The sequence below is a fragment of the Flagellimonas alginilytica genome (assembly GCF_042134605.1).
Lineage (GTDB): Bacteria > Bacteroidota > Bacteroidia > Flavobacteriales > Flavobacteriaceae > Flagellimonas > Flagellimonas alginolytica.
On the sequence record NZ_CP169638.1, the window covers coordinates 1,577,687 to 1,596,283 of the forward strand.

The following is an 18,597-nucleotide window of genomic DNA, read 5'->3' on the forward strand; positions in this document are numbered from 1 at the left end:
TACGCCATAAAGCAATATCTTTGAACAAAACTACTATTATGTTCAGCGATTTTGCCTTCAACATATTTGAGGAAAGTATAGAAAAGTACCATATCAAGGATGATGTCTATCAAGAATTTTCCAACCCTTATCCAAAGGATAAAGTGGAGCACCTGCTGTATAGAAAAAATTGGATAGACACTGTTCAATGGCATTATGAAGATATTATACGTGACCCGGAAATTGATCCTGTTGCAGCCTTGGACCTTAAACGTAAAATTGATGCAAGTAACCAAGACCGTACCGATTTGGTGGAATATATAGACAGTTACTTTTTAAATAAATACCAATCGGTACAGGTAAAGCAAAATGCCAAGATCAATACGGAGAGCCCGGCATGGGCCATTGACAGGCTTTCTATTTTGGCCCTGAAGATCTATCATATGCAAGAAGAGGTAAACCGAACGGATGCTTCTTCCGAGCATATTAAAAAATGTAGCGATAAACTCGCCGTATTGCTCGAGCAAAAGAAAGACCTGTCCACCGCCATAGATCAATTATTAATGGATATTGAATCCGGGGATAAGTACATGAAAGTGTATAAGCAAATGAAAATGTACAACGATGATGAACTAAACCCGGTTTTACGTGGACAAAAAGGGTGAACATACCCATATATTGGTTATCCGCTTGTCTGCAATGGGTGACGTGGCCATGATTGTGCCCGTACTACGAACTTTTACAGAAAAATACCCCCAAATGCGGATTACGGTGCTCACCAAAAAATCGTTTGCGCCTATTTTTAATGGGATGGGCAATGTGGAAGTTGTAGCAGCGGAGGTAAAAAAACAACACAAGGGACTTATTGGGCTTTGGCGGTTATTTAAAGAACTTAGACCATTAAAGGTTGATGCAGTGGCCGATCTTCACAATGTACTGCGTAGCAGGGTTCTTAAAAAATATTTTACTTTGGAACGGGTGCCCGTTGTACAATTGGACAAGGGACGAAGGGACAAAAAAGCACTCACCCGGCCCAAAAACAAAGTTTTTGAACAACTAAAGACAACCCACCAACGCTATGCCGATGTGTTTGCCGGACTTGGTTTCCCCATCGACTTAACCAAAGCAAAACCACTGGAAAGGATCCAGCTATCTGAAAAAGTGCTGGGTCTGGTGCAACAAGATACCAAGAAATGGATTGGAATTGCACCTTTTGCAGCTCATGATGGAAAAATGTATCCTTTGGATTCTACCGAGGAAGTTATTAAGCAGTTAAACAATACCAATAAGTATAAAATTTTATTGTTCGGAGGTGGGGCCAAAGAGGTTGATGTGTTGGAAAAGGTAGCAGGAACGTATGAAAACGCCTTGTGCATGGCGGGCAAGCTCGATCTTTCCGAAGAACTACAATTAATTTCAAATTTGGATGCCATGTTGTCCATGGATAGTGGAAATGCACATTTAGCAGCAAACTATGGTATCCCGGTGGTGACACTCTGGGGGGTTACCCACCCATATGCTGGGTTTTATCCGTTTGGGCAGTCCATGGACAATGCCCTATTGGCGGATAGAAAAAAATATCCTTTGATTCCGACCTCTGTGTATGGCAACAAAGTGCCAGAGGGATATGAAAATGTTATGAGCACCATCAAACCTCAAGAAGTGCTGGATAAGCTAGTGGAAATATTGGACTATTAAGCCACCGTTCCTTGGCAACTGCTGCCCGCCCCTGCAGTGCACCCATAGCAATGTTGTGAGATAATTATATCCCGATTGCTCAGCACATCATCATTATAATCCTTTATGTGTTTTACTTTACTTGCCACTTTAAGGTCCAACATTTGGTTAAAATCGCAATCGTACAACCATCCATCCCAGCTTACTGAGATGGTGTTGGTGCACATTACATTTTCTACCGCAGCAGGGTTGTAGGCATCTACCAAAGAATACATATAATCCTCGTAATTGTCAGAAGCGATGAGGTAGTCCAAAAACCGTGAAATAGGCAAGTTGGTAATTGCAAAAAGATTATGAAAATCGATATCAAAATCAGCTTTCAACGCTTTTTTAAAGTCATGCTCCATGGCAGCTTGATCAGTGGGCAAAAATGCTCCGGAAGGATTGTACACCAGATCTAAACGTAAATCGCTATCTGGCCTACCATAACCCACTTGGTTGAGCATTTGCAAAGCCTTTATGGATTTATCAAAAACCCCATCGCCACGTTGTTTGTCCGTTTTGCCACGGGTATAGTGGGGCATGGATGAAACTACATGAACATTGTGCTTTTTAAAGAATTCCGGAAGATTGTGGTATTTCTTGTTGGCCAATATAATGGTCAAGTTGGACCGTACGATAAAATCCTTGATACCGGCCTTGGAAGCCTCTTCCACAAACCACCGAAAATCAGGGTTCATTTCGGGGGCACCACCAGTAAGGTCCAACGTATGGGCGCCGGTATTCCGGATTACGGATAAACACTGTTCCATGGTCTCTCGGGTCATAATTTCCTTTCGGTCGGGGCCCGCATCTACATGGCAATGTCCGCAAACTTGGTTGCACATATATCCGACGTTGATTTGAAGCACCTCTAATTTTTTTGGTCTTAAGGGAGACTGACCCGTTTCGGCAATTTTATCCTTAAAGTAAGGTAGGTCGCCACTCTCAAAAAGTTCCCCGTTCAATATTTCCAGTTGCTTTTGCGTACTGGCAAGTGCGTTTTGGTTGGCTTTTAAGGATTTTTTAGCTGCTTTTTTTAGGTCTGTCAATATGCTTTGTTCCATTTAATGCTTTTATAGGATTTAGAGCAATCCAGTTCAATCGAGGTTATTGCTAACATCTAAAAGGGTAGCGGTCTTGTTTCTATGGGCAAGGCGCTTTAGAAACTACATGGAAAGTTTCTCGTACTTGTTCATCATCTGAACACCATGAACCAAAGTGGCACCACTTTCGATCGCTGCACCTGCGTGCACGGCCTCCATCATTTCCTCTTTGGTGATGCCTCTTTGCAAACCATCTTTGGTATAGGCATCAATACAATAAGGACACTTTACTACATGCGCAACAGCCAGGGCGATCAATGATTTTTCTCGAGCGCTCAAAGCACCTTCCTCGAACACTTTGCCGTAATAATCAAAAAATTTATTGCCAAGCTCTTCGTTCCACTCTGTAATATTACCAAATTTTCTCAGGTCTGCCGGGTCGTAATAGGATTTGGACATGCTTCAAATTTTTATGTTACACCTAAACTTACGACAAATATCACGATTGTATTTTGCTGTAACCTTCAAAAATCCATTTCTATCTGCAATAGACTAGTAATGTAGCCTGTTTATCAACTTAATATTAAGATGACGATTCGGTTGATATATTTACACTATGGAACCATCCAAAAATGTACATTTGTTCTAAAAGGAATAGATGTTTAAGAATAAAAGAATAGGGCTTGTGCTATCCGGTGGGGGTATACGGGGAATGGCTCACATAGGTTTGATCAAAGCCATGCGCGAACACGGGATAGAGGCCAATGTTGTTTCCGGGACCAGTATCGGGGCATTGGTGGGCGCACTTTATGCCAATGGAAATTCCGCTGAAGAAATGCTCTCTTTTTTTAAAGAAACACCATTGTTCCAGTATAGTTTTTTTACCATAAACAAACCCGGTTTTATAGATACTGAACGGTATGCCAATGTATTTGAGCACTTTTTCCCATCCAACTCCTTTGAAAGTTTGGGCAGGCCACTTTATATTGTTGCCACCGATTTAATGAGGGGCAAGGAAACTGTTTTTAACACAGGCGAACTTATAAAGCCCTTATTGGCTTCCGCCGCGCTTCCCCCAGTTTTTAGTCCTGTTGAAATCAATGATGTCCTGTATGCCGATGGGGGAATTATGAACAACTTTCCAACGGAATATGTGGAGGATAAAACCGATTTTATGATCGGGAGCAATGTGTCCGTCACCGTGCCACTGCAAAAAAAGGACCTTCGAAATTCATTTCAATTGACCGGGAGAGTCACCAGTTTGATGATACATGCTTCCAACGACGAAAAATTGCAGAGGTGCGACCTTTTTATTGAGCCCCAAGGACTGGAAAAAATAGGCGTGTTGGACAAGAAAGGCATTGAAAATGCTTATAACATCGGCTACGAACATGGGCGCAAGGCCTTGGACAATATACTTTACAAGGCCTGACCCAGTTTATACATTATCGAAATCCACGGTAATTTTTGATGTAATTGGGTGTGATTGGCAAGTCAGGACAAAACCATCATTGATTTCGCCATCGGTTAGAATTTGGTTTTTCACCATTTCCGCCTTGCCTTCGGTTAGCCGAGCTATACAACTACTGCAGACCCCACCCTGACAGGAATATGGCGCGTCTATATTTTGTTTTAGAACAGCATCTAGGACAATTTCTTTTTTATCCATTACAAAATTGTAGCTCTCATCGTCCAAAATTACGGTTACTTGGGTTTTCCCGTCCAAATCTTCGGCCAAGGAATCCTCGGCATCCCCACTTGTGAAAAGTTCAAAATGAATTGTACCCTCATCAACACCGTTATCTTTTAAAGTGTCCGTTACCAAGTGGATCATGTCCTCTGGTCCACAAAGATAAAATCCATCAAAAGCAGTTTCCTTGAATTTGTTTTTTAGTACAAAGTTTACGGTGGATTTTTCTATCCTCCCAAAAAGAGCGTCCTTTTCTGTAGATCTGCTATACACATATTGTACAAAAAAACGATCACCATATTGTTCTTTAATAGCCTGTATTTCCTTAAAATACATGGTCTCTTCTGGCGATTGATTGCCAAATACCAAAACAAAAACATTCTCGGGATTGCTTTCCAATACGGTTTGGGCAATGCTCATTATCGGGGTAATACCACTACCTGCCGCAAAAGCAGCAATGTTTTTGGGCGAATCGTCTTCAAAAATAAACCGGCCTTCGGGGGGCATAATTTCAAAGGTGTCGCCAACTTTGATATGTTCATTGGCAAAAACGGAAAAAGTACCATTTTCCACCTTTTTAATGCCCACTGTAAGTTTACCGGATGAAGGGGGCGATGAAATGGAATAGGCTCTCCGGAGTTCTTTTCCGTCCATCTCGTGTTTTATAGTGATGTATTGTCCTGCTTTAAAGGCAAAAGCGTTTGTAAGGTTTTCAGGAATGTTAAAAGTAAGGGCCACAGCGTTTGGAGTTAGTTGGTCCACTGCAGCTATTTTTAAAGCATGGGATGCGCTCATGTACAAAATTTTGTTACAAAATTAAGCATTACGCTTGTTTTGAACAGTCATTTTAAGAAAAAGCATGGGTTTTGTAACAAAACCGATAAATTAGACACCAACAAAAAAAAGCCAGCCATGCTCAAACATTTTATGGGACTTCAATGGAAGTCATTTTTTAGGTCTGCCAGTTTTAAAACAGAGATTTGGTTTAAAATATTGATGGCCTTGGGTGCCCTTTACTTTATTATTGTTTTCTTGGGAATGGGGGTCGGGGCCTTTTATTTGATCGAGAAAATGGAGATAGGCGACCCCTTGCGCGTTGTCAACCAGTTTATGGTCTATTACATGGCCCTTGATCTTGTTTTTAGGTACATGCTTCAAAAAATGCCGGTGACCAATATAAAACCATTGCTCTATTTGCCCATAAATAAGAGCAAGGTGGTAAACTTTTCATTGGGGAAAACGGTAATCTCTTTTTTTAATATTGCCCATGCCTTCTTTTTTGTGCCGTTCAGTATTGTTTTACTGATAGAGGGCTATCCTCCCGTGCAGGTTATTGGATGGCACTTGGCATTGATGGCCCTGTTTTACTGTAACAACTTTATCAATGTTATGGTGAACAATCAAAATGGGGTCTTCTATGTATTTGCGGCCATATTTATATTGGCCGGGGCATCGCAGTATTACCAATGGTTTGATATTACCGTTTACACCCAACCTGTTTTCGACCTATTTTATGATATGCCCTGGTCGGCCATAATACCATGGGCAGCTTTAGCTGGCATGTATTATGGAGCCTATGCTTATTTTAAAAAACATATGTATTTAGATGGTGGTCTGGCCAAAAAGCAATCGGTGGCCAAAACAGAAAATTTGGAGTGGTTGGACCGCTTTGGCAATTTGGGAACATTCCTTAAGAACGACATCAAACTGATAAAAAGGAACAAGAGATCACGTTCGGCCGTAATAGCAGGAGCCTTCTTTATTTTTTACGGACTTCTATTTTTTACCGGAGCTTTGGAAGTTTATGAAGGCCCTTTCTGGAAAGTATTCGCAGGCATATTTGTTACCGGAGGTTTTCTCTTCAGTTTTGGGCAGTATGTGCCCAGCTGGGACAGTAGCTATTATCCTTTAATGATGAGCCAGAATATTAAATATCGTGAGTACCTTTCCTCAAAATGGTACTTGGTGATCATTGCAACCATTATTTCCACCATTTTGGCTTCATTTTATATCTATTTTGGTTGGGAGGCCTATGCCGCAGTATTGGTAGGCGCCATCTATAATATCGGTATTAACAGTTACCTTGTGCTTTGGGGAGGGGCCTATGTAAAAACACCGATAGATTTAACCTCTAACAAAAAGGCCTTTGGCGATAAACAGGCATTTAATGCCAAAACACTATTGCTCACGCTGCCAAAGTTGGCCTTGCCCATGGGTATTTACGCCATTGGACACTTTTTAATTTCTCCTATGGCCGGATACATTTTTGTGGCAGTTTTTGGATTGCTCGGATTTGTTTTTAAAAACAAAGTGTTTACCATGATTGAGGGCATCTATAAAAAGGAGAAGTACAAAACATTACAAGCATACAAACAGAAATAACCAACATAAAAAACACAGATGATAACAGTTCATAATTTAACCAAGACCTACGGACAGAACACCGTTTTGAACATTGATCAATTGGAAATACCAAAAGGACAGAGCTTTGGCCTTGTTGGGAACAACGGAGCAGGAAAAACCACTCTATTTAGTTTGTTGTTGGATTTGATTCAACCTTCCACAGGCCATATTATAAACAACGAGGTACAAGTGGACCAAAGCGAAGCATGGAAACCCTTTACCTCCGCATTTATTGATGAGACTTTTTTGATCGGCTACCTGACCCCGGAAGAGTATTTTTACTTTATCGGCGAACTGCGTGGCAGGAACAAGGCAGATGTAGATGCTCTCTTGTCCAATTTTGAAGATTTTTTTCATGGGGAGATCTTGGGTCAAAAAAAGTATCTGCGGGACCTTTCCAAAGGAAACCAAAAGAAGGTAGGTATAGTGGCCAGCTTTATTGGTAACCCCGAAGTGGTTATTTTGGACGAGCCATTTGCCAATTTGGACCCCACCACGCAAATTCGATTAAAAGGAATTATAAAAGATCTGGCCGCAAAAGAGGGAGTTACCGTTTTGGTGTCCAGTCATGATCTGATTCATGTAACCGAAGTCTGCGAGCGTATCGTGGTGCTCAACAAAGGCGAAATTGTAAAGGACATCCACACCTCGGCAGAAACCATGAAAGAGCTTGAAGCTTTCTTTGCGGGTTGATGTTTTAAAACGACCTGAAGAAATTCTTGCACTTTATCGATAAGGCTTATAATAATCCGCTCATTTTTGAGTTAATGGTTACACAAGATTATCGATAATTTTGAAGCTTCATCACACATTTATAGGCGCCATGGTTTTGGGAGGACTGGTTTTTAATGCCTGTTCCACCAAAAAGGACAAATTCGTCAACCGAAATTGGCATGCACTCAACACAAAGTACAACACCTTGTACAACGGAAATTTGGCCTTTCAACAAGGGCTGGAAGAAATCAACGCCAATTATCGGGACGACTATTGGGAAATTTTGCCCGTGGAACGCCTTAAGGTCACCGACGAGGTAAAACTCGACTCAGAAGATAACAATCCCAATTTTATTATTGCTGAGGAAAAGGCCACCAAGGCCATCCAAAAGCACAGCATGGACATTAAGGATGAAGAAAGAAACCCACAAACAGACGAAGCCTTTCTTTTACTGGGGAAGTCCCGATACTTCGATCAACGCTATATCCCTGCCTTGGAATCTTTCAACTACATCCTGAGAAAATATAGTTCCAGCGATAAACTCAACGAGGCAACCATCTGGCGAGAAAAAACCAATATGCGATTGGACAACCCCGAGGTGGCCATAAAAAATCTAAAACGCCTTTTTAAGTACGAAAGGCTCAAGGATCAGGAATATGCCGACGCCAATGCCGTTTTGGCCCAATGCTACATCAACCTTAATGCCCCGGATACAGCTATCCAAAAACTTAAAATATCGCAGGCCTATACCAAAAAGAATCCGGAAAAAGGTAGATACCTGTTCATAATTGGGCAGTTGTACGATCAATTGGGGCATAAGGACAGTGCCAATTTTGCCTACGATAAGGTAATAGCACTCAACCGCAAATCGCCGAGAGTGTATATGATCAACGCGCATCTGAAAAAAATCCAAAATACCCAACTTACCGAGGACAACAGGGAAGAAATGTTGGAGTACCTTACCAAACTGGAAGAAAACAGGGAAAACCGACCTTTCTTGGATAAAATTTATCGACAAGTGGCCGAATACCACATGGCATTTGAATCCGATAGTTTGGCATTGGCCTATTACAACAAATCCATCCAAGCCACACAGGGAGAACGAAAGTTAAATGCGCTCAATTATCAGAGCTTGGCCGATTATTATTTTGATGAAGACCAGTATAGGATTGCGGGGTCATACTATGATAGTACTTTGACCAACCTGAATGAAAATACCAGAAAACACCGCGATATTACAAAGAAGTTGGACAACCTTGAAGATGTAATCAAATACGAGGATATTGTTCAGCATGCCGACAGTGTTATTACCCTATATCAAATGCCCGTTGCCGAGCGTAAGGCCTATTTTGATGACTATATTGCCGAATTAAAACGAAAAGAGGAGGCAGAGGCAGAAAAGCAACTGCAAAAAACAGTGGCCGGATTCGCCACTTTTGCGGACAGTAAAGGCGGAAAGGAGAACAAAGGCAAGTTCTATTTTTACAATATTACCAGTTTGGGCTACGGAAAAAACGATTTTAAGACCCGATGGGGCAACAGAGCGCTCGAAGACGATTGGAGATGGAGCAACAAGGCCAGGGTCTCCGTTTCCGAAGCTACAGGTGAAATTATCGCCAACAAAGAGGATAATTTAACAGAGGACCAAAAGTATTCCACGGAGTACTATTTGGCCCAGATACCTACCGATGTGGCCGTGATCGATAGTTTAAAGGGCGAGCGCAACTTTGCCAATTATCAGTTAGGCCTTATTTATAAAGAAAAATTCAAGGACAATATGCTGGCTGCCGCCAAATTGGAGCGCGTACTATCTTCTAATCCCGAGGAGCGATTAATATTGCCATCAAAATATAACCTTTACAAAATCTACGAAGAATCAGGAAGTCCATTGGCGAACAATATAAGGCAGGACATTATTTCCAATCACCCCGATACACGATATGCGGAGATCTTGCTAAACCCACAGGCGGTATTGGATGGCAATACCGATAGCCCAGATGCCAGGTACGCAGCATTGTTTAAACAATACCAACAACAGGAATTTTTAAATGTAATTACCCGATCCGAAGAATATATAAGCAAGTTTACGGGAGATCCCATTGTGCCCAAGTTCGAAATGCTGAAGGCCAATGCCATTGGCCGCCTACAGGGATTTGAACCTTTTAAAGAAGCTTTGAACTATGTGGCGCTGACTTACCCCAATAATCCAGAAGGTAAAAAAGCGGAACAGATCGTGGAGGAACAATTGCCAAAATTGGAGAACAAAGAGTTTTCTCCAGAAACGGGCTCAACAGGAGCCGGTAATTGGAAGGTAGTATTCCAGTTTAAGATCAGGAACGACGAAAAGGCGAACGAACTGAAAAAGAGACTCGAGGAGGTAATAAAAGAACTGCGGTACAACAACCGGATATCCAAGGACATCTATAATTTGGAAGATCAGTTTGTGGTGGTACATGGTTTCCGTTCCAAAGACTTTGCCTTGGGCTTTGCAGAACTTATAAAAAACAACAGGGACTACCTTATTAAAGATGAGAATTTTGTAGTTTTATCAGAGAATTACAAAATAATACAAGTCCACAAAAACCTAGAATCGTACAAAGCACAATTTTAAACCCCAAAACCCCAGAACACCATGTTTTCCGACAACAAAAAACCACGACCTATGAATGAATTTGGCGGCCAGCCCAATAGAATTGAAAAGAACACGACAATAAAAGGCGACATTACTTCCGAGGCCGACTTTAGGATAGACGGTAAACTGGAAGGAAATGTAACCACTTCCGGCAAGGTAGTCATTGGGAAAGATGGTTACATCAACGGAAAGGTAGAGTGTGTAAACGCGGATATAGAAGGGAAGTTCAATGGAGAACTTATGGTAAAAGATCTACTCTCTTTAAAATCTTCTGCAACGATAGAAGGAACCGTGAGCGTGGCCAAATTGGCCGTAGAACCCGGAGCTACCTTTAACGCCGCCTGTACCATGGGCAAAGGAGCTGTTGCAACGGCCACTAAAATGCAGTCATCCAAAAAAGATGAGCCAGCAAAAGCCTCCTAAGAAAAAGTATAACAAAGCAATTAATACAGCTGCCCGTTTGTCTGGTTCTGCCATTCAAATGGGCATTGTTATTTATTTGGGCGTATGGGGAGGCAAGTGGCTGGACGCCCATTACGGTACCGAAAAAATATTCCTTCCCATTTGTACCCTGCTAGCGGTTGCCATTTCCATATATTTGGTGATTCAACAACTAAAAAAAATCAACGATTGAAATTTAGGTATTACCCGGCCCTTTTTGTTTCCTCCTTGTTATTGGGTCTAGTTGTGCTGTTTTTTGCCCAGATTTGGCTGCTTGAAAATAAAGGGCATCAACTTTCCGGCCTTCAAATTGTGAAAAGCTATGTACTGAACGGCATAATGGCATTGATCGTGTTTTTTGCCATTTATATTTTTCGAAATAAACATCGTGATCTGCTGGGCTTTTTTTTCTTGGGGGGAAGTCTTATAAAATTTACCCTATTCTTCATTTTTTTATATCCAGGATTTAATCAAGACGGCAATATGGAACGTTTGGAGTTCCTTGTGTTTTTTGTGCCCTACGGATTTGCATCGGTGCTCGAAACATTCTTTTTGGTGAAACTGCTTAATACTGTGTAGCAAAGCCCTGAAAATCACCTAAAAAAACAATAAAAAAAATAATACTGTAAAAAGCTTTTTTCTTTTGATTGGGGAATGTATTTTTGCACCAATTTTTGAGGACCCATTAGTTGGATCATATGCGAAATTCTTTTTTCAGTAAAAAAATAGTTGCCGTAATCTTTTTGATTGCGGGATTTGTGTCGGCCCAAAACCATGAGGGAGAAGAAGTTGAAACCGGCGGCCATGATTTAAAAACAGAGATTAAGGAATACATCGACCATCACCTTTTGGATTCGCATGATTTCAACCTTTATTCCTACACTACGGATACAGGGGAACATAAATACGTTGGCTTTCCGCTTCCTGTAATTCTTTGGGACAACGGCCTTAAGGTTTTTTCTTCATCTAAATTAAAGCACGGAGAAGGCGTGGCTGAGGTTGATGGGAACTACTACAAGCTATACCATAATAAAATTTATAAGACCGACGCCGAGGGTACCATTAATTACGGAGGGCACCATGGTGAGGAAACACATACCGAGGATGCTTTTGGTGAGAACTTGGTGGTGGACGATTCCCATCCTACCAACGAAAAGCCTTTGGATTTTTCCATAACAAAGAATGTTGTGTTCATAATTGCAGTGGCGCTTCTTATGTTTTTGGTGTTCCGCTCCATGGCCAAAAGATATCAGAAGAGTACAATGCCAAAAGGATTGGGAAGATTCTTGGAGCCCCTTGTTCTTTTTGTTCGCGACGAAATAGCTATCCCTAATATTGGTGAGCACAAGTATAAGAGGTACATGAGCTATTTGTTAACGGTATTCTTCTTTGTGTGGATTATCAACCTTTTAGGATTGACACCACTTGGGGTTAACGTAACCAACAATATTGCCGTTACTTTCGCATTGGCGATCATTACCTACTTTATTACAACATTTACGGGGAACAAAAACTACTGGAAACACATTTTTTGGATGCCGGGAGTACCTGTTCCAATGAAAATTATATTGGCGCCCATCGAATTGTTGGGAACCTTCATCAAGCCATTTTCGTTGATGATTCGTTTATACGCCAACATTACCGCAGGTCACGTGGTATTGATGAGTATTATCGGGCTTATGTTCATATTCAAGAACTGGATAGGTAGCCCATTGTCTTTCTTGTTGGCATTCGCACTTTCCTTATTGGAATTGTTGGTGGCGGCATTACAGGCGTATATTTTCACCATGTTGTCCGCTCTATACTTTGGTATGGCGGTAGAAGAAGATCATCATTAATTAGAACGTTTAATATTTAAATTCATATATCATGACAATTCCAAACATCGTAGGTGCTGGTTTGATCGTAATCGGAGCAGGATTGGGTATCGGTAGAATCGGTGGACAAGCAATGGAAGCCATTGCACGTCAACCTGAAGCTTCTGGTAAGATCCAAACAGCAATGTTGATTGCAGCAGCCCTTATTGAAGGTATCGGTTTCGCCGCTCTTTTTGCAGCTTAATAACCGTAAAAACATTGATGAAGGCCATAGCGGTTGGCTGTGGCCCTTCATTGATTTAAATGATATAGTTTAAAAGAATTAATAGAATAAGATAAATGGAAAAGTTAATCGAGCAGTTTTCCTTCGGGTTGTTTTTTTGGCAGATGTTGCTTTTTATCGCTCTTTTATTATTGCTTAGAAAGTATGCATGGAAACCCATTCTTGGTGCGGTTGAAAAACGTGAAGAGGGTATAAAAGATGCACTTGAGGCAGCTGAGGCGGCAAAAAAGGAAATGCAGAACGTTACTGCCGACAGCGAAAAGCTTTTGAGAGAGGCAAAAGTTGAAAGGGACGCGTTGTTGAAAGAGGCCAGGGAAATCAAAGAAAGCATTATTGCTGAAGCCAAGGAACAAGCCCAAGTTGAAGGCGATAAGGTGATTAAGCAAGCTCAAGCTACTATTGAAGCTGAGAAGAAAGCTGCGGTTGCCGACATCAAAGCGCAAGTGGCCAACCTATCCGTGGAGATTGCGGAAAAAGTAATCAAAGAAGAATTGTCCGATAAAACCAAACAACAAAAGTTGGTAGAGGACATGTTGGGCGATATTAAACTGAACTAACAGACCATGAACCAAAACAGGGCAGCCATACGCTACGCAAAAGCAACCTTGGATTTCGCAGTCGAAAAGAAAGCGGCCGATGCCGTTGAAAAAGACATGCGGGAGATAGCTGCGACGATTTCTGAAAACGTGGAGCTTCAAAATGTATTGGAGAGCCCGATCATAAAATCAGAAGTAAAGAAGAACAGTTTGCTCGAAATCTTCAAAGGTGCCAACGAAATCACCAAAGGTCTTCTTCAAACTTTGATCAGCAACAAGCGAATAGATATGTTACAGGAAGTGGCCTACAAGTACATCATCCTTCACGAAAAATTGAAGGGGGAAGAAGTAGCTTATGTAACAACTGCTGTTCCTTTGACTTCCGAGTTAGAGAAAAAGATTTTGGACACGGTTACCAAAGCTACCGGCAACAAGGTGACTTTGGAGAATAAAATCGATGAGAGCATCATCGGAGGATTTGTACTTAGGGTGGGCGACACCCAATACGATGCAAGCATCGCAAACAAATTGAACGGATTAAAAAGAGAATTTACAAATAGTCTATAAAAATGGCAGGAGTAAAAGCCGCTGAGGTATCAGCAATTTTGAAAAAACAGTTATCAGGTTTCGAAGCATCCGCTTCTTTGGATGAAGTAGGTACCGTATTACAAGTAGGTGATGGTATTGCCCGTGTATATGGACTTTCCAATGCCCAGTACGGGGAGTTGGTAGAGTTCGAGGGTGGTATGCAAGGTATCGTTCTTAACTTGGAAGAAGACAACGTAGGTGTTGTATTGTTGGGCCCATCCAAAGAGATTGTGGAAGGCGCTACTGTTAAGAGAACCGAGCGTATTGCTTCCATCAATGTTGGTGAAGGAATTGTTGGCCGTGTGGTGGATACCTTGGGTAAACCTATCGACGGTAAAGGACCTGTTGCTGGTGAAACCTACGAGATGCCTTTGGAACGTAAGGCTCCTGGTGTAATTTTTAGACAACCCGTTGACGAACCAATGCAAACAGGTATCAAGGCTATCGATGCCATGATTCCGGTTGGTCGTGGACAAAGGGAGTTGGTGATCGGTGACAAGCAAACAGGTAAGACCACGGTTTGTATCGATACCATCCTAAACCAAAAAGAATTTTACGATGCAGGTGAGCCGGTTTACTGTATCTACGTTGCCGTAGGCCAGAAAGCATCAACAGTAGCCGCCATTGCCAAAACGTTGGAAGAAAAAGGGGCATTGGCCTATACGACCATTGTTGCCGCAAATGCTTCCGACCCTGCTCCTATGCAGGTATATGCCCCGTTCGCGGGTGCTGCCATTGGTGAGTACTTCAGGGATACAGGTCGTCCGGCATTGATTATTTATGATGACTTGTCAAAACAGGCAGTAGCTTACCGTGAGGTTTCCTTGTTGTTGAGAAGACCGCCTGGACGTGAGGCTTACCCTGGAGATGTTTTCTACCTTCACTCCAGACTATTGGAGCGTGCTGCGAAAGTAATCGGTGACGATGCTATTGCAAAGAATATGAACGACCTTCCTGAATCGTTGAAGTCTAAAGTAAAAGGTGGAGGTTCTTTAACAGCACTTCCAATTATCGAAACACAGGCAGGTGACGTATCCGCTTATATCCCAACCAACGTAATTTCCATTACCGATGGTCAGATATTCTTGGAGCAAGATTTGTTCAACCAAGGGGTTCGTCCTGCGATCAATGTAGGTATCTCCGTATCACGTGTGGGTGGTTCCGCGCAGATCAAGTCCATGAAGAAAGTAGCAGGTACCTTGAAACTTGACCAGGCCCAGTTCCGTGAATTGGAAGCTTTTGCCAAGTTCGGTTCCGACTTGGATGCCGCTACCTTGAACGTAATCGAAAAAGGACGAAGAAACGTGGAGATCTTGAAACAAGGTCAGAACGATCCATTTACCGTTGAAGATCAGGTGGCCATCATCTTTGCAGGTTCCAAGAACTTGTTGAGAGATGTTCCTGTGGACAAGGTAAAAGAGTTTGAAAAAGATTACTTGGAGTTCTTGAACGCCAAGCACAGAGATGTTTTGGATACGCTTAAAGCCGGTAAATTGACCGACGAGGTTACCGATACATTGACTGCTGTTTGCAAGGACCTTTCAAGCAAGTACAAAGCATAACAATTGTCATTTCTGAGGGGCCCTGAGCGTAGTCGAAGGGCACTGCAGGAATCCATAACCAAAAAGATTCCGCATCAAGTGCGGAATGACAAAGAAGAATATGGCAAATCTAAAGGAAATACGTAACAGGATATCATCCATCTCATCAACGATGCAGATTACCAGTGCCATGAAAATGGTTTCTGCTGCCAAGTTGAAGAAGGCACAGGATGCTATTACGGCAATGCGTCCCTATTCCGATAAACTGACCGAGCTCCTACAAGGGCTTAGCGCCAGTTTGGAAGGAGATGGAGGAAGCGAGTACGCCGACAAAAGGCCAGTGAACAAAGTTTTGGTGGTAGCCATTACTTCCAATAGAGGTCTTTGTGGTGGATTCAATTCCAACATCATCAAGCAGAGCAACAATTTGGTGTCCAATAAGTATCCGGGCAAACAGGTCGATTTCTATACCATTGGTAAGAAAGGAAACGATATCCTTAGAAAAAGACATACCATTTTGGGCGACCAGAGCAAGGTGTATGATGATTTGACCTTTGAGAACGTTGCCGAAATTGCCGAACTTTTAATGCGTTTGTTCACCAAAGGTGATTATGATAAAATCGAGTTGGTGTACAACAAGTTCAAAAATGCCGCGACACAGATTGTGATGACAGAACAGTTCCTGCCCATCGTTGGTGCAGAAGGTGACGAAGCCATTGCTGCCGATTACATTTTTGAACCTTCAAAAGTGGAAATCGTAAAAGAGTTGATACCTAAATCCTTGAAGACACAATTGTTCAAGGCCATTAGAGATTCTTTTGCGAGTGAGCACGGTGCCCGTATGACGGCCATGCACAAAGCAACGGACAATGCCGCGGAGCTTAGGGACGAGCTTAAATTAACGTACAACAAAGCCCGTCAAGCGGCCATTACCAACGAAATCCTCGAAATTGTTGGTGGAGCGGAAGCGTTGAACAATTAAGCCGAACCAAAGCGAGGCTAAATATTCAATAGCAGAAGCGTTGAACAATTAGGATATACATAATTTAATATATACAAAGGCCACCGAATCGGTGGCCTTTTTGGTTTTAGTAACTTCTTAAGTTGGACAAAGCAATTACGGAAAACCCCTAGTTTTTTTAAGGTTTTTGTCCAATGCGGTTTAAATTAAAGTTCTTAGTTTAGTCCCAACACAATCCTCATTACTTGTTGAGCGCAGCAAAAGTGTATTCGAACACAACATTCGTATACCGTGTGTTGCGGTGATTTTTTAAGGTTCCCCAATCTTATTAATTATTAAAACTTGACAAAATGAAACAACTGAAAAACCTACTCTTCTTGTTGCTTTTGGCCATGTTGGCCTGGAACTGCCAAAAGGAGGAAGCAGCTTTTTATGAAGAAGACCCTCATCCCCAACAAACCTATGCCACTGCCGACCAAAATGAAGTTTTTGATATGCTGTCGGCCCAAAAAAAGATGTCCGACAAGAATGGAGAAAGCCCGTATGTCGAGTTCGATACCGACCGGATTTCCCTAGAGAACATAACCGAGTCCGATGCCAAGCTCATGGTCGTTCCGGCCAAAACTCCATTTAAGGGACAACACAGTAGAATATTGGCCCTTGAGGTCAATGGCACCTTGAAAACGGTGGTCTTCAACATGTACCCTGACCTTGAGAGCCCTGACAGCACTGCCTTTAATGGTGAAATCACCCTGGCCACCCTTCAAGGAAACCTATTGAAGGGATTTAAAGTGGAGGAAGGCTTGATTACAGTGGCATATGACCTGCACGGCAAAGCTGGGGAAGCCAAGGGTCCAAGTTTGACAATGCCGAGTGCAGGCAGTGGTGCGGGCACGGTTCCAGCGACCCCGTGTGCATCTGCAACACACAGCACTTGGATGGTGTGACCGTCACAGCTCCCAGCAATCAATCGATCACCCATGTCCCCATAAATGGGCTTTACGGGGGCAGTGGATACGTGGAGGGCCCATCCGGGGGCAGTACCTGGGGCTATGGCGGCGCTGGGGGAGGCGGAAGCAACCCGAGTTTTGAGGAGGAAGACGTTTTGGATGAATTGACTCCTGACACGCCAATAGAAGATATTGAAGATTTTTTGTCGTGTTATGATACTTCGCAGCCCGCGGTAATCACAATATATGCTGACCAACCAATAAAAGGCTCAAGTGCTTCTTTCAATTCAGATTTGGATGTTGGTCACGCCTTCATTTCCATTGCTCAGAGTGGTAAAACAAGTTCTTTCGGGTTTTATCCTAGCGGGGAAGGCATCAAATCTGCACATGGGTCAAGTATTATTGGCAATAATGGGGGTGACAGCTACGATGTTAGCCTATCAAGAAATATTTCTGGAGCAACTTTAGCACTTGTAATTCAAAAGGCTATTAATTATCCTGACATTTATGATGTATATAACTATAACTGTACTGATTATTCCTTGGAATTGGCGAATCTAGCTGGATTCAATATTGATAATGCTTGGGGAGTATATCCAACTGGGTCTGGAAGAGACAATCCCGGAAAATTAGGACAAATTTTAAGAACAAGGCCAGGAGCCAATACAGAAGGCGGTTTTGCGTCATCAAAGGCAAATGGCTGCAATTAATTTCATATGAAGATAAAACGAAGTTTTTTTCTGTTTATCACGTTTACTTTAATTCCAGTAGTTGTCTTTTCACAGAAAGATGAGGAATGGAACGCAAAGGAGTTGGAATATTACAAAACCATAAAAGGTCTAAGTGATTATATCGTAACATCGGTCAAAATTTCTAAAGACACTTTATTTGACAAGTATATTTTTTTTGACAATGTACTCGATGACACCAATAGTGAAAGAAAAAAAAGAAGAATCAGAGCTTTTGACACCATATTTCACCATATTCCTTCCACGATAGATTCCATCGGCATCGAAAATTTAGATGCAAAACCCATTCGTTTTTTTAAAACCCATAAAATATATGAGCCGTTTGAAAAAAATTTGAAGGGTTTTGAAAAGGATGTGTTAGTATACTATTTAAAGGATGATGCGGAAAATCCATTAGGTTACCTCCTTTTTGAAGAAAACTCTAGTAAACTGGCTTCTTGGATCTTGTTGAATCAAGGTGACCAGGGTTGGTTTTTTCTCACCTTTAATTTGTTGTGAGCTTTCGGCGAAGATAAAGTTGGACATGCTTTCGTTTCCATTTCTCAAAATGG

Annotated in this window: 21 protein-coding genes; 18 read left to right on the forward strand and 3 right to left on the reverse strand. The window is 42.0% G+C overall.

The window, feature by feature from the left end; translation table 11 throughout:
* Positions 1 to 38: 38 nt before the first annotated feature.
* On the forward strand, positions 39 to 644 hold the full coding sequence (locus tag ABTP35_RS06960; protein ID WP_293297938.1) for a DUF4254 domain-containing protein: 606 nt from the start codon (positions 39 to 41) through the stop codon (positions 642 to 644).
* A complete protein-coding gene (locus ABTP35_RS06965; protein ID WP_293297935.1) occupies positions 628 to 1,677 on the forward strand; it encodes a glycosyltransferase family 9 protein in 1,050 nt (349 codons plus the stop codon). Before ABTP35_RS06960 ends, ABTP35_RS06965 begins: the two co-directional genes overlap by 17 nt.
* Here the strand turns inward: ABTP35_RS06965 and arsS are convergent.
* Together arsS and ABTP35_RS06975 are read right to left on the reverse strand one after the other, a co-directional pair.
* A complete protein-coding gene (gene arsS / locus ABTP35_RS06970) occupies positions 1,674 to 2,762 on the reverse strand; it encodes an arsenosugar biosynthesis radical SAM (seleno)protein ArsS (RefSeq protein ID WP_293297932.1) in 1,089 nt (362 codons plus the stop codon). The two genes, ABTP35_RS06965 and arsS, sit on opposite strands and share 4 nt — an antisense overlap.
* Before the next feature lie 102 nt (positions 2,763 to 2,864).
* The gene (locus ABTP35_RS06975; protein ID WP_293297929.1) at positions 2,865 to 3,200 is read right to left on the reverse strand and encodes an arsenosugar biosynthesis-associated peroxidase-like protein; all 336 of its coding nucleotides are present in this window, start codon (positions 3,198 to 3,200) and stop codon (positions 2,865 to 2,867) included.
* A gap of 199 nt (positions 3,201 to 3,399) precedes the next feature.
* On the opposite strand from ABTP35_RS06975, the gene ABTP35_RS06980 reads away from it, so the two are divergent.
* Positions 3,400 to 4,173 (forward strand): patatin-like phospholipase family protein, encoded by a 774-nt coding sequence (locus ABTP35_RS06980; RefSeq protein WP_293297926.1) that lies wholly within the window; start codon positions 3,400 to 3,402, stop codon positions 4,171 to 4,173.
* Positions 4,174 to 4,179: 6 nt separating this feature from the next.
* Here the strand turns inward: ABTP35_RS06980 and ABTP35_RS06985 are convergent, their stop codons facing one another.
* A complete protein-coding gene (locus ABTP35_RS06985) occupies positions 4,180 to 5,226 on the reverse strand; it encodes a ferredoxin--NADP reductase (protein WP_293297923.1) in 1,047 nt (348 codons plus the stop codon).
* A gap of 117 nt (positions 5,227 to 5,343) precedes the next feature.
* On the opposite strand from ABTP35_RS06985, the gene ABTP35_RS06990 reads away from it, so the two are divergent.
* The 15 genes from ABTP35_RS06990 (at position 5,344) to ABTP35_RS07060 (ending at position 18,544) form a co-directional block, all read left to right on the forward strand.
* Positions 5,344 to 6,813: a DUF5687 family protein gene (locus ABTP35_RS06990; RefSeq protein WP_293297921.1), complete on the forward strand. Its 1,470-nt coding sequence runs from the start codon at positions 5,344 to 5,346 to the stop codon at positions 6,811 to 6,813.
* Between the two features lie 18 nt (positions 6,814 to 6,831).
* Positions 6,832 to 7,527, forward strand: a complete 696-nt coding sequence (locus tag ABTP35_RS06995) for an ABC transporter ATP-binding protein (protein ID WP_252081044.1) — start codon at positions 6,832 to 6,834, stop codon at positions 7,525 to 7,527.
* 130 nt (positions 7,528 to 7,657) lie between these two features.
* Positions 7,658 to 10,159, forward strand: a complete 2,502-nt coding sequence (locus tag ABTP35_RS07000) for a hypothetical protein (protein WP_293299130.1) — start codon at positions 7,658 to 7,660, stop codon at positions 10,157 to 10,159.
* A 21-nt stretch (positions 10,160 to 10,180) separates the two neighbouring features.
* A complete protein-coding gene (locus ABTP35_RS07005) occupies positions 10,181 to 10,603 on the forward strand; it encodes a polymer-forming cytoskeletal protein (protein WP_293297917.1) in 423 nt (140 codons plus the stop codon).
* On the forward strand, positions 10,581 to 10,814 hold the full coding sequence (locus tag ABTP35_RS07010; RefSeq protein ID WP_224835926.1) for an AtpZ/AtpI family protein: 234 nt from the start codon (positions 10,581 to 10,583) through the stop codon (positions 10,812 to 10,814). The genes ABTP35_RS07005 and ABTP35_RS07010 overlap by 23 nt, the downstream gene beginning before the upstream one ends.
* Positions 10,811 to 11,200 (forward strand): hypothetical protein, encoded by a 390-nt coding sequence (locus ABTP35_RS07015; protein WP_252081046.1) that lies wholly within the window; start codon positions 10,811 to 10,813, stop codon positions 11,198 to 11,200. Before ABTP35_RS07010 ends, ABTP35_RS07015 begins: the two co-directional genes overlap by 4 nt.
* A gap of 119 nt (positions 11,201 to 11,319) precedes the next feature.
* Positions 11,320 to 12,459, forward strand: coding sequence for a F0F1 ATP synthase subunit A (gene atpB / locus ABTP35_RS07020; protein ID WP_252081047.1), 1,140 nt, complete (start codon positions 11,320 to 11,322; stop codon positions 12,457 to 12,459).
* Positions 12,460 to 12,490: 31 nt separating this feature from the next.
* Entirely contained in the window at positions 12,491 to 12,682 is a 192-nt protein-coding gene (atpE, locus tag ABTP35_RS07025) for an ATP synthase F0 subunit C (protein ID WP_053970734.1), read from the forward strand.
* A 95-nt stretch (positions 12,683 to 12,777) separates the two neighbouring features.
* Positions 12,778 to 13,278: a F0F1 ATP synthase subunit B gene (locus ABTP35_RS07030; protein ID WP_224835923.1), complete on the forward strand. Its 501-nt coding sequence runs from the start codon at positions 12,778 to 12,780 to the stop codon at positions 13,276 to 13,278.
* 6 nt (positions 13,279 to 13,284) lie between these two features.
* A complete protein-coding gene (gene atpH / locus ABTP35_RS07035; protein WP_224835922.1) occupies positions 13,285 to 13,824 on the forward strand; it encodes an ATP synthase F1 subunit delta in 540 nt (179 codons plus the stop codon).
* A 2-nt stretch (positions 13,825 to 13,826) separates the two neighbouring features.
* Positions 13,827 to 15,407, forward strand: coding sequence for a F0F1 ATP synthase subunit alpha (gene atpA, locus ABTP35_RS07040; protein ID WP_224835921.1), 1,581 nt, complete (start codon positions 13,827 to 13,829; stop codon positions 15,405 to 15,407).
* A gap of 100 nt (positions 15,408 to 15,507) precedes the next feature.
* Positions 15,508 to 16,368: an ATP synthase F1 subunit gamma gene (gene atpG / locus ABTP35_RS07045; RefSeq protein ID WP_224836438.1), complete on the forward strand. Its 861-nt coding sequence runs from the start codon at positions 15,508 to 15,510 to the stop codon at positions 16,366 to 16,368.
* Between the two features lie 329 nt (positions 16,369 to 16,697).
* Positions 16,698 to 17,294 carry a hypothetical protein gene (locus tag ABTP35_RS07050; RefSeq protein ID WP_293297908.1) on the forward strand — a complete coding sequence of 199 codons (597 nt, stop codon included), beginning with the start codon at positions 16,698 to 16,700 and terminating at the stop codon, positions 17,292 to 17,294.
* The gene (locus ABTP35_RS07055; protein ID WP_293297905.1) at positions 17,258 to 18,007 is read left to right on the forward strand and encodes a hypothetical protein; all 750 of its coding nucleotides are present in this window, start codon (positions 17,258 to 17,260) and stop codon (positions 18,005 to 18,007) included. The genes ABTP35_RS07050 and ABTP35_RS07055 overlap by 37 nt, the downstream gene beginning before the upstream one ends.
* Positions 18,008 to 18,013: 6 nt before the next feature.
* Entirely contained in the window at positions 18,014 to 18,544 is a 531-nt protein-coding gene (locus tag ABTP35_RS07060) for a hypothetical protein (RefSeq protein WP_293297902.1), read from the forward strand.
* Positions 18,545 to 18,597: the final 53 nt, after the last annotated feature.

Bases quoted from the DNA above. Each gene is read 5' to 3' on its own strand.
- ABTP35_RS06960 (WP_293297938.1), top strand. From the start codon at position 39: ATGTTCAGCGATTTTGCCTTCAACATATTTGAGGAAAGTATAGAAAAG.
- arsS (WP_293297932.1), bottom strand. From the start codon at position 2,762: ATGGAACAAAGCATATTGACAGACCTAAAAAAAGCAGCTAAAAAATCC.
- ABTP35_RS06975 (WP_293297929.1), bottom strand. From the start codon at position 3,200: ATGTCCAAATCCTATTACGACCCGGCAGACCTGAGAAAATTTGGTAAT.
- ABTP35_RS06980 (WP_293297926.1), top strand. From the start codon at position 3,400: ATGTTTAAGAATAAAAGAATAGGGCTTGTGCTATCCGGTGGGGGTATA.
- ABTP35_RS06985 (WP_293297923.1), bottom strand. From the start codon at position 5,226: ATGAGCGCATCCCATGCTTTAAAAATAGCTGCAGTGGACCAACTAACT.
- ABTP35_RS06990 (WP_293297921.1), top strand. From the start codon at position 5,344: ATGCTCAAACATTTTATGGGACTTCAATGGAAGTCATTTTTTAGGTCT.
- ABTP35_RS06995 (WP_252081044.1), top strand. From the start codon at position 6,832: ATGATAACAGTTCATAATTTAACCAAGACCTACGGACAGAACACCGTT.
- ABTP35_RS07000 (WP_293299130.1), top strand. From the start codon at position 7,658: ATGGTTTTGGGAGGACTGGTTTTTAATGCCTGTTCCACCAAAAAGGAC.
- ABTP35_RS07005 (WP_293297917.1), top strand. From the start codon at position 10,181: ATGTTTTCCGACAACAAAAAACCACGACCTATGAATGAATTTGGCGGC.
- ABTP35_RS07010 (WP_224835926.1), top strand. From the start codon at position 10,581: ATGAGCCAGCAAAAGCCTCCTAAGAAAAAGTATAACAAAGCAATTAAT.
- atpB (WP_252081047.1), top strand. From the start codon at position 11,320: ATGCGAAATTCTTTTTTCAGTAAAAAAATAGTTGCCGTAATCTTTTTG.
- atpE (WP_053970734.1), top strand. From the start codon at position 12,491: ATGACAATTCCAAACATCGTAGGTGCTGGTTTGATCGTAATCGGAGCA.
- ABTP35_RS07030 (WP_224835923.1), top strand. From the start codon at position 12,778: ATGGAAAAGTTAATCGAGCAGTTTTCCTTCGGGTTGTTTTTTTGGCAG.
- atpH (WP_224835922.1), top strand. From the start codon at position 13,285: ATGAACCAAAACAGGGCAGCCATACGCTACGCAAAAGCAACCTTGGAT.
- atpA (WP_224835921.1), top strand. From the start codon at position 13,827: ATGGCAGGAGTAAAAGCCGCTGAGGTATCAGCAATTTTGAAAAAACAG.
- atpG (WP_224836438.1), top strand. From the start codon at position 15,508: ATGGCAAATCTAAAGGAAATACGTAACAGGATATCATCCATCTCATCA.
- ABTP35_RS07050 (WP_293297908.1), top strand. From the start codon at position 16,698: ATGAAACAACTGAAAAACCTACTCTTCTTGTTGCTTTTGGCCATGTTG.
- ABTP35_RS07060 (WP_293297902.1), top strand. From the start codon at position 18,014: ATGAAGATAAAACGAAGTTTTTTTCTGTTTATCACGTTTACTTTAATT.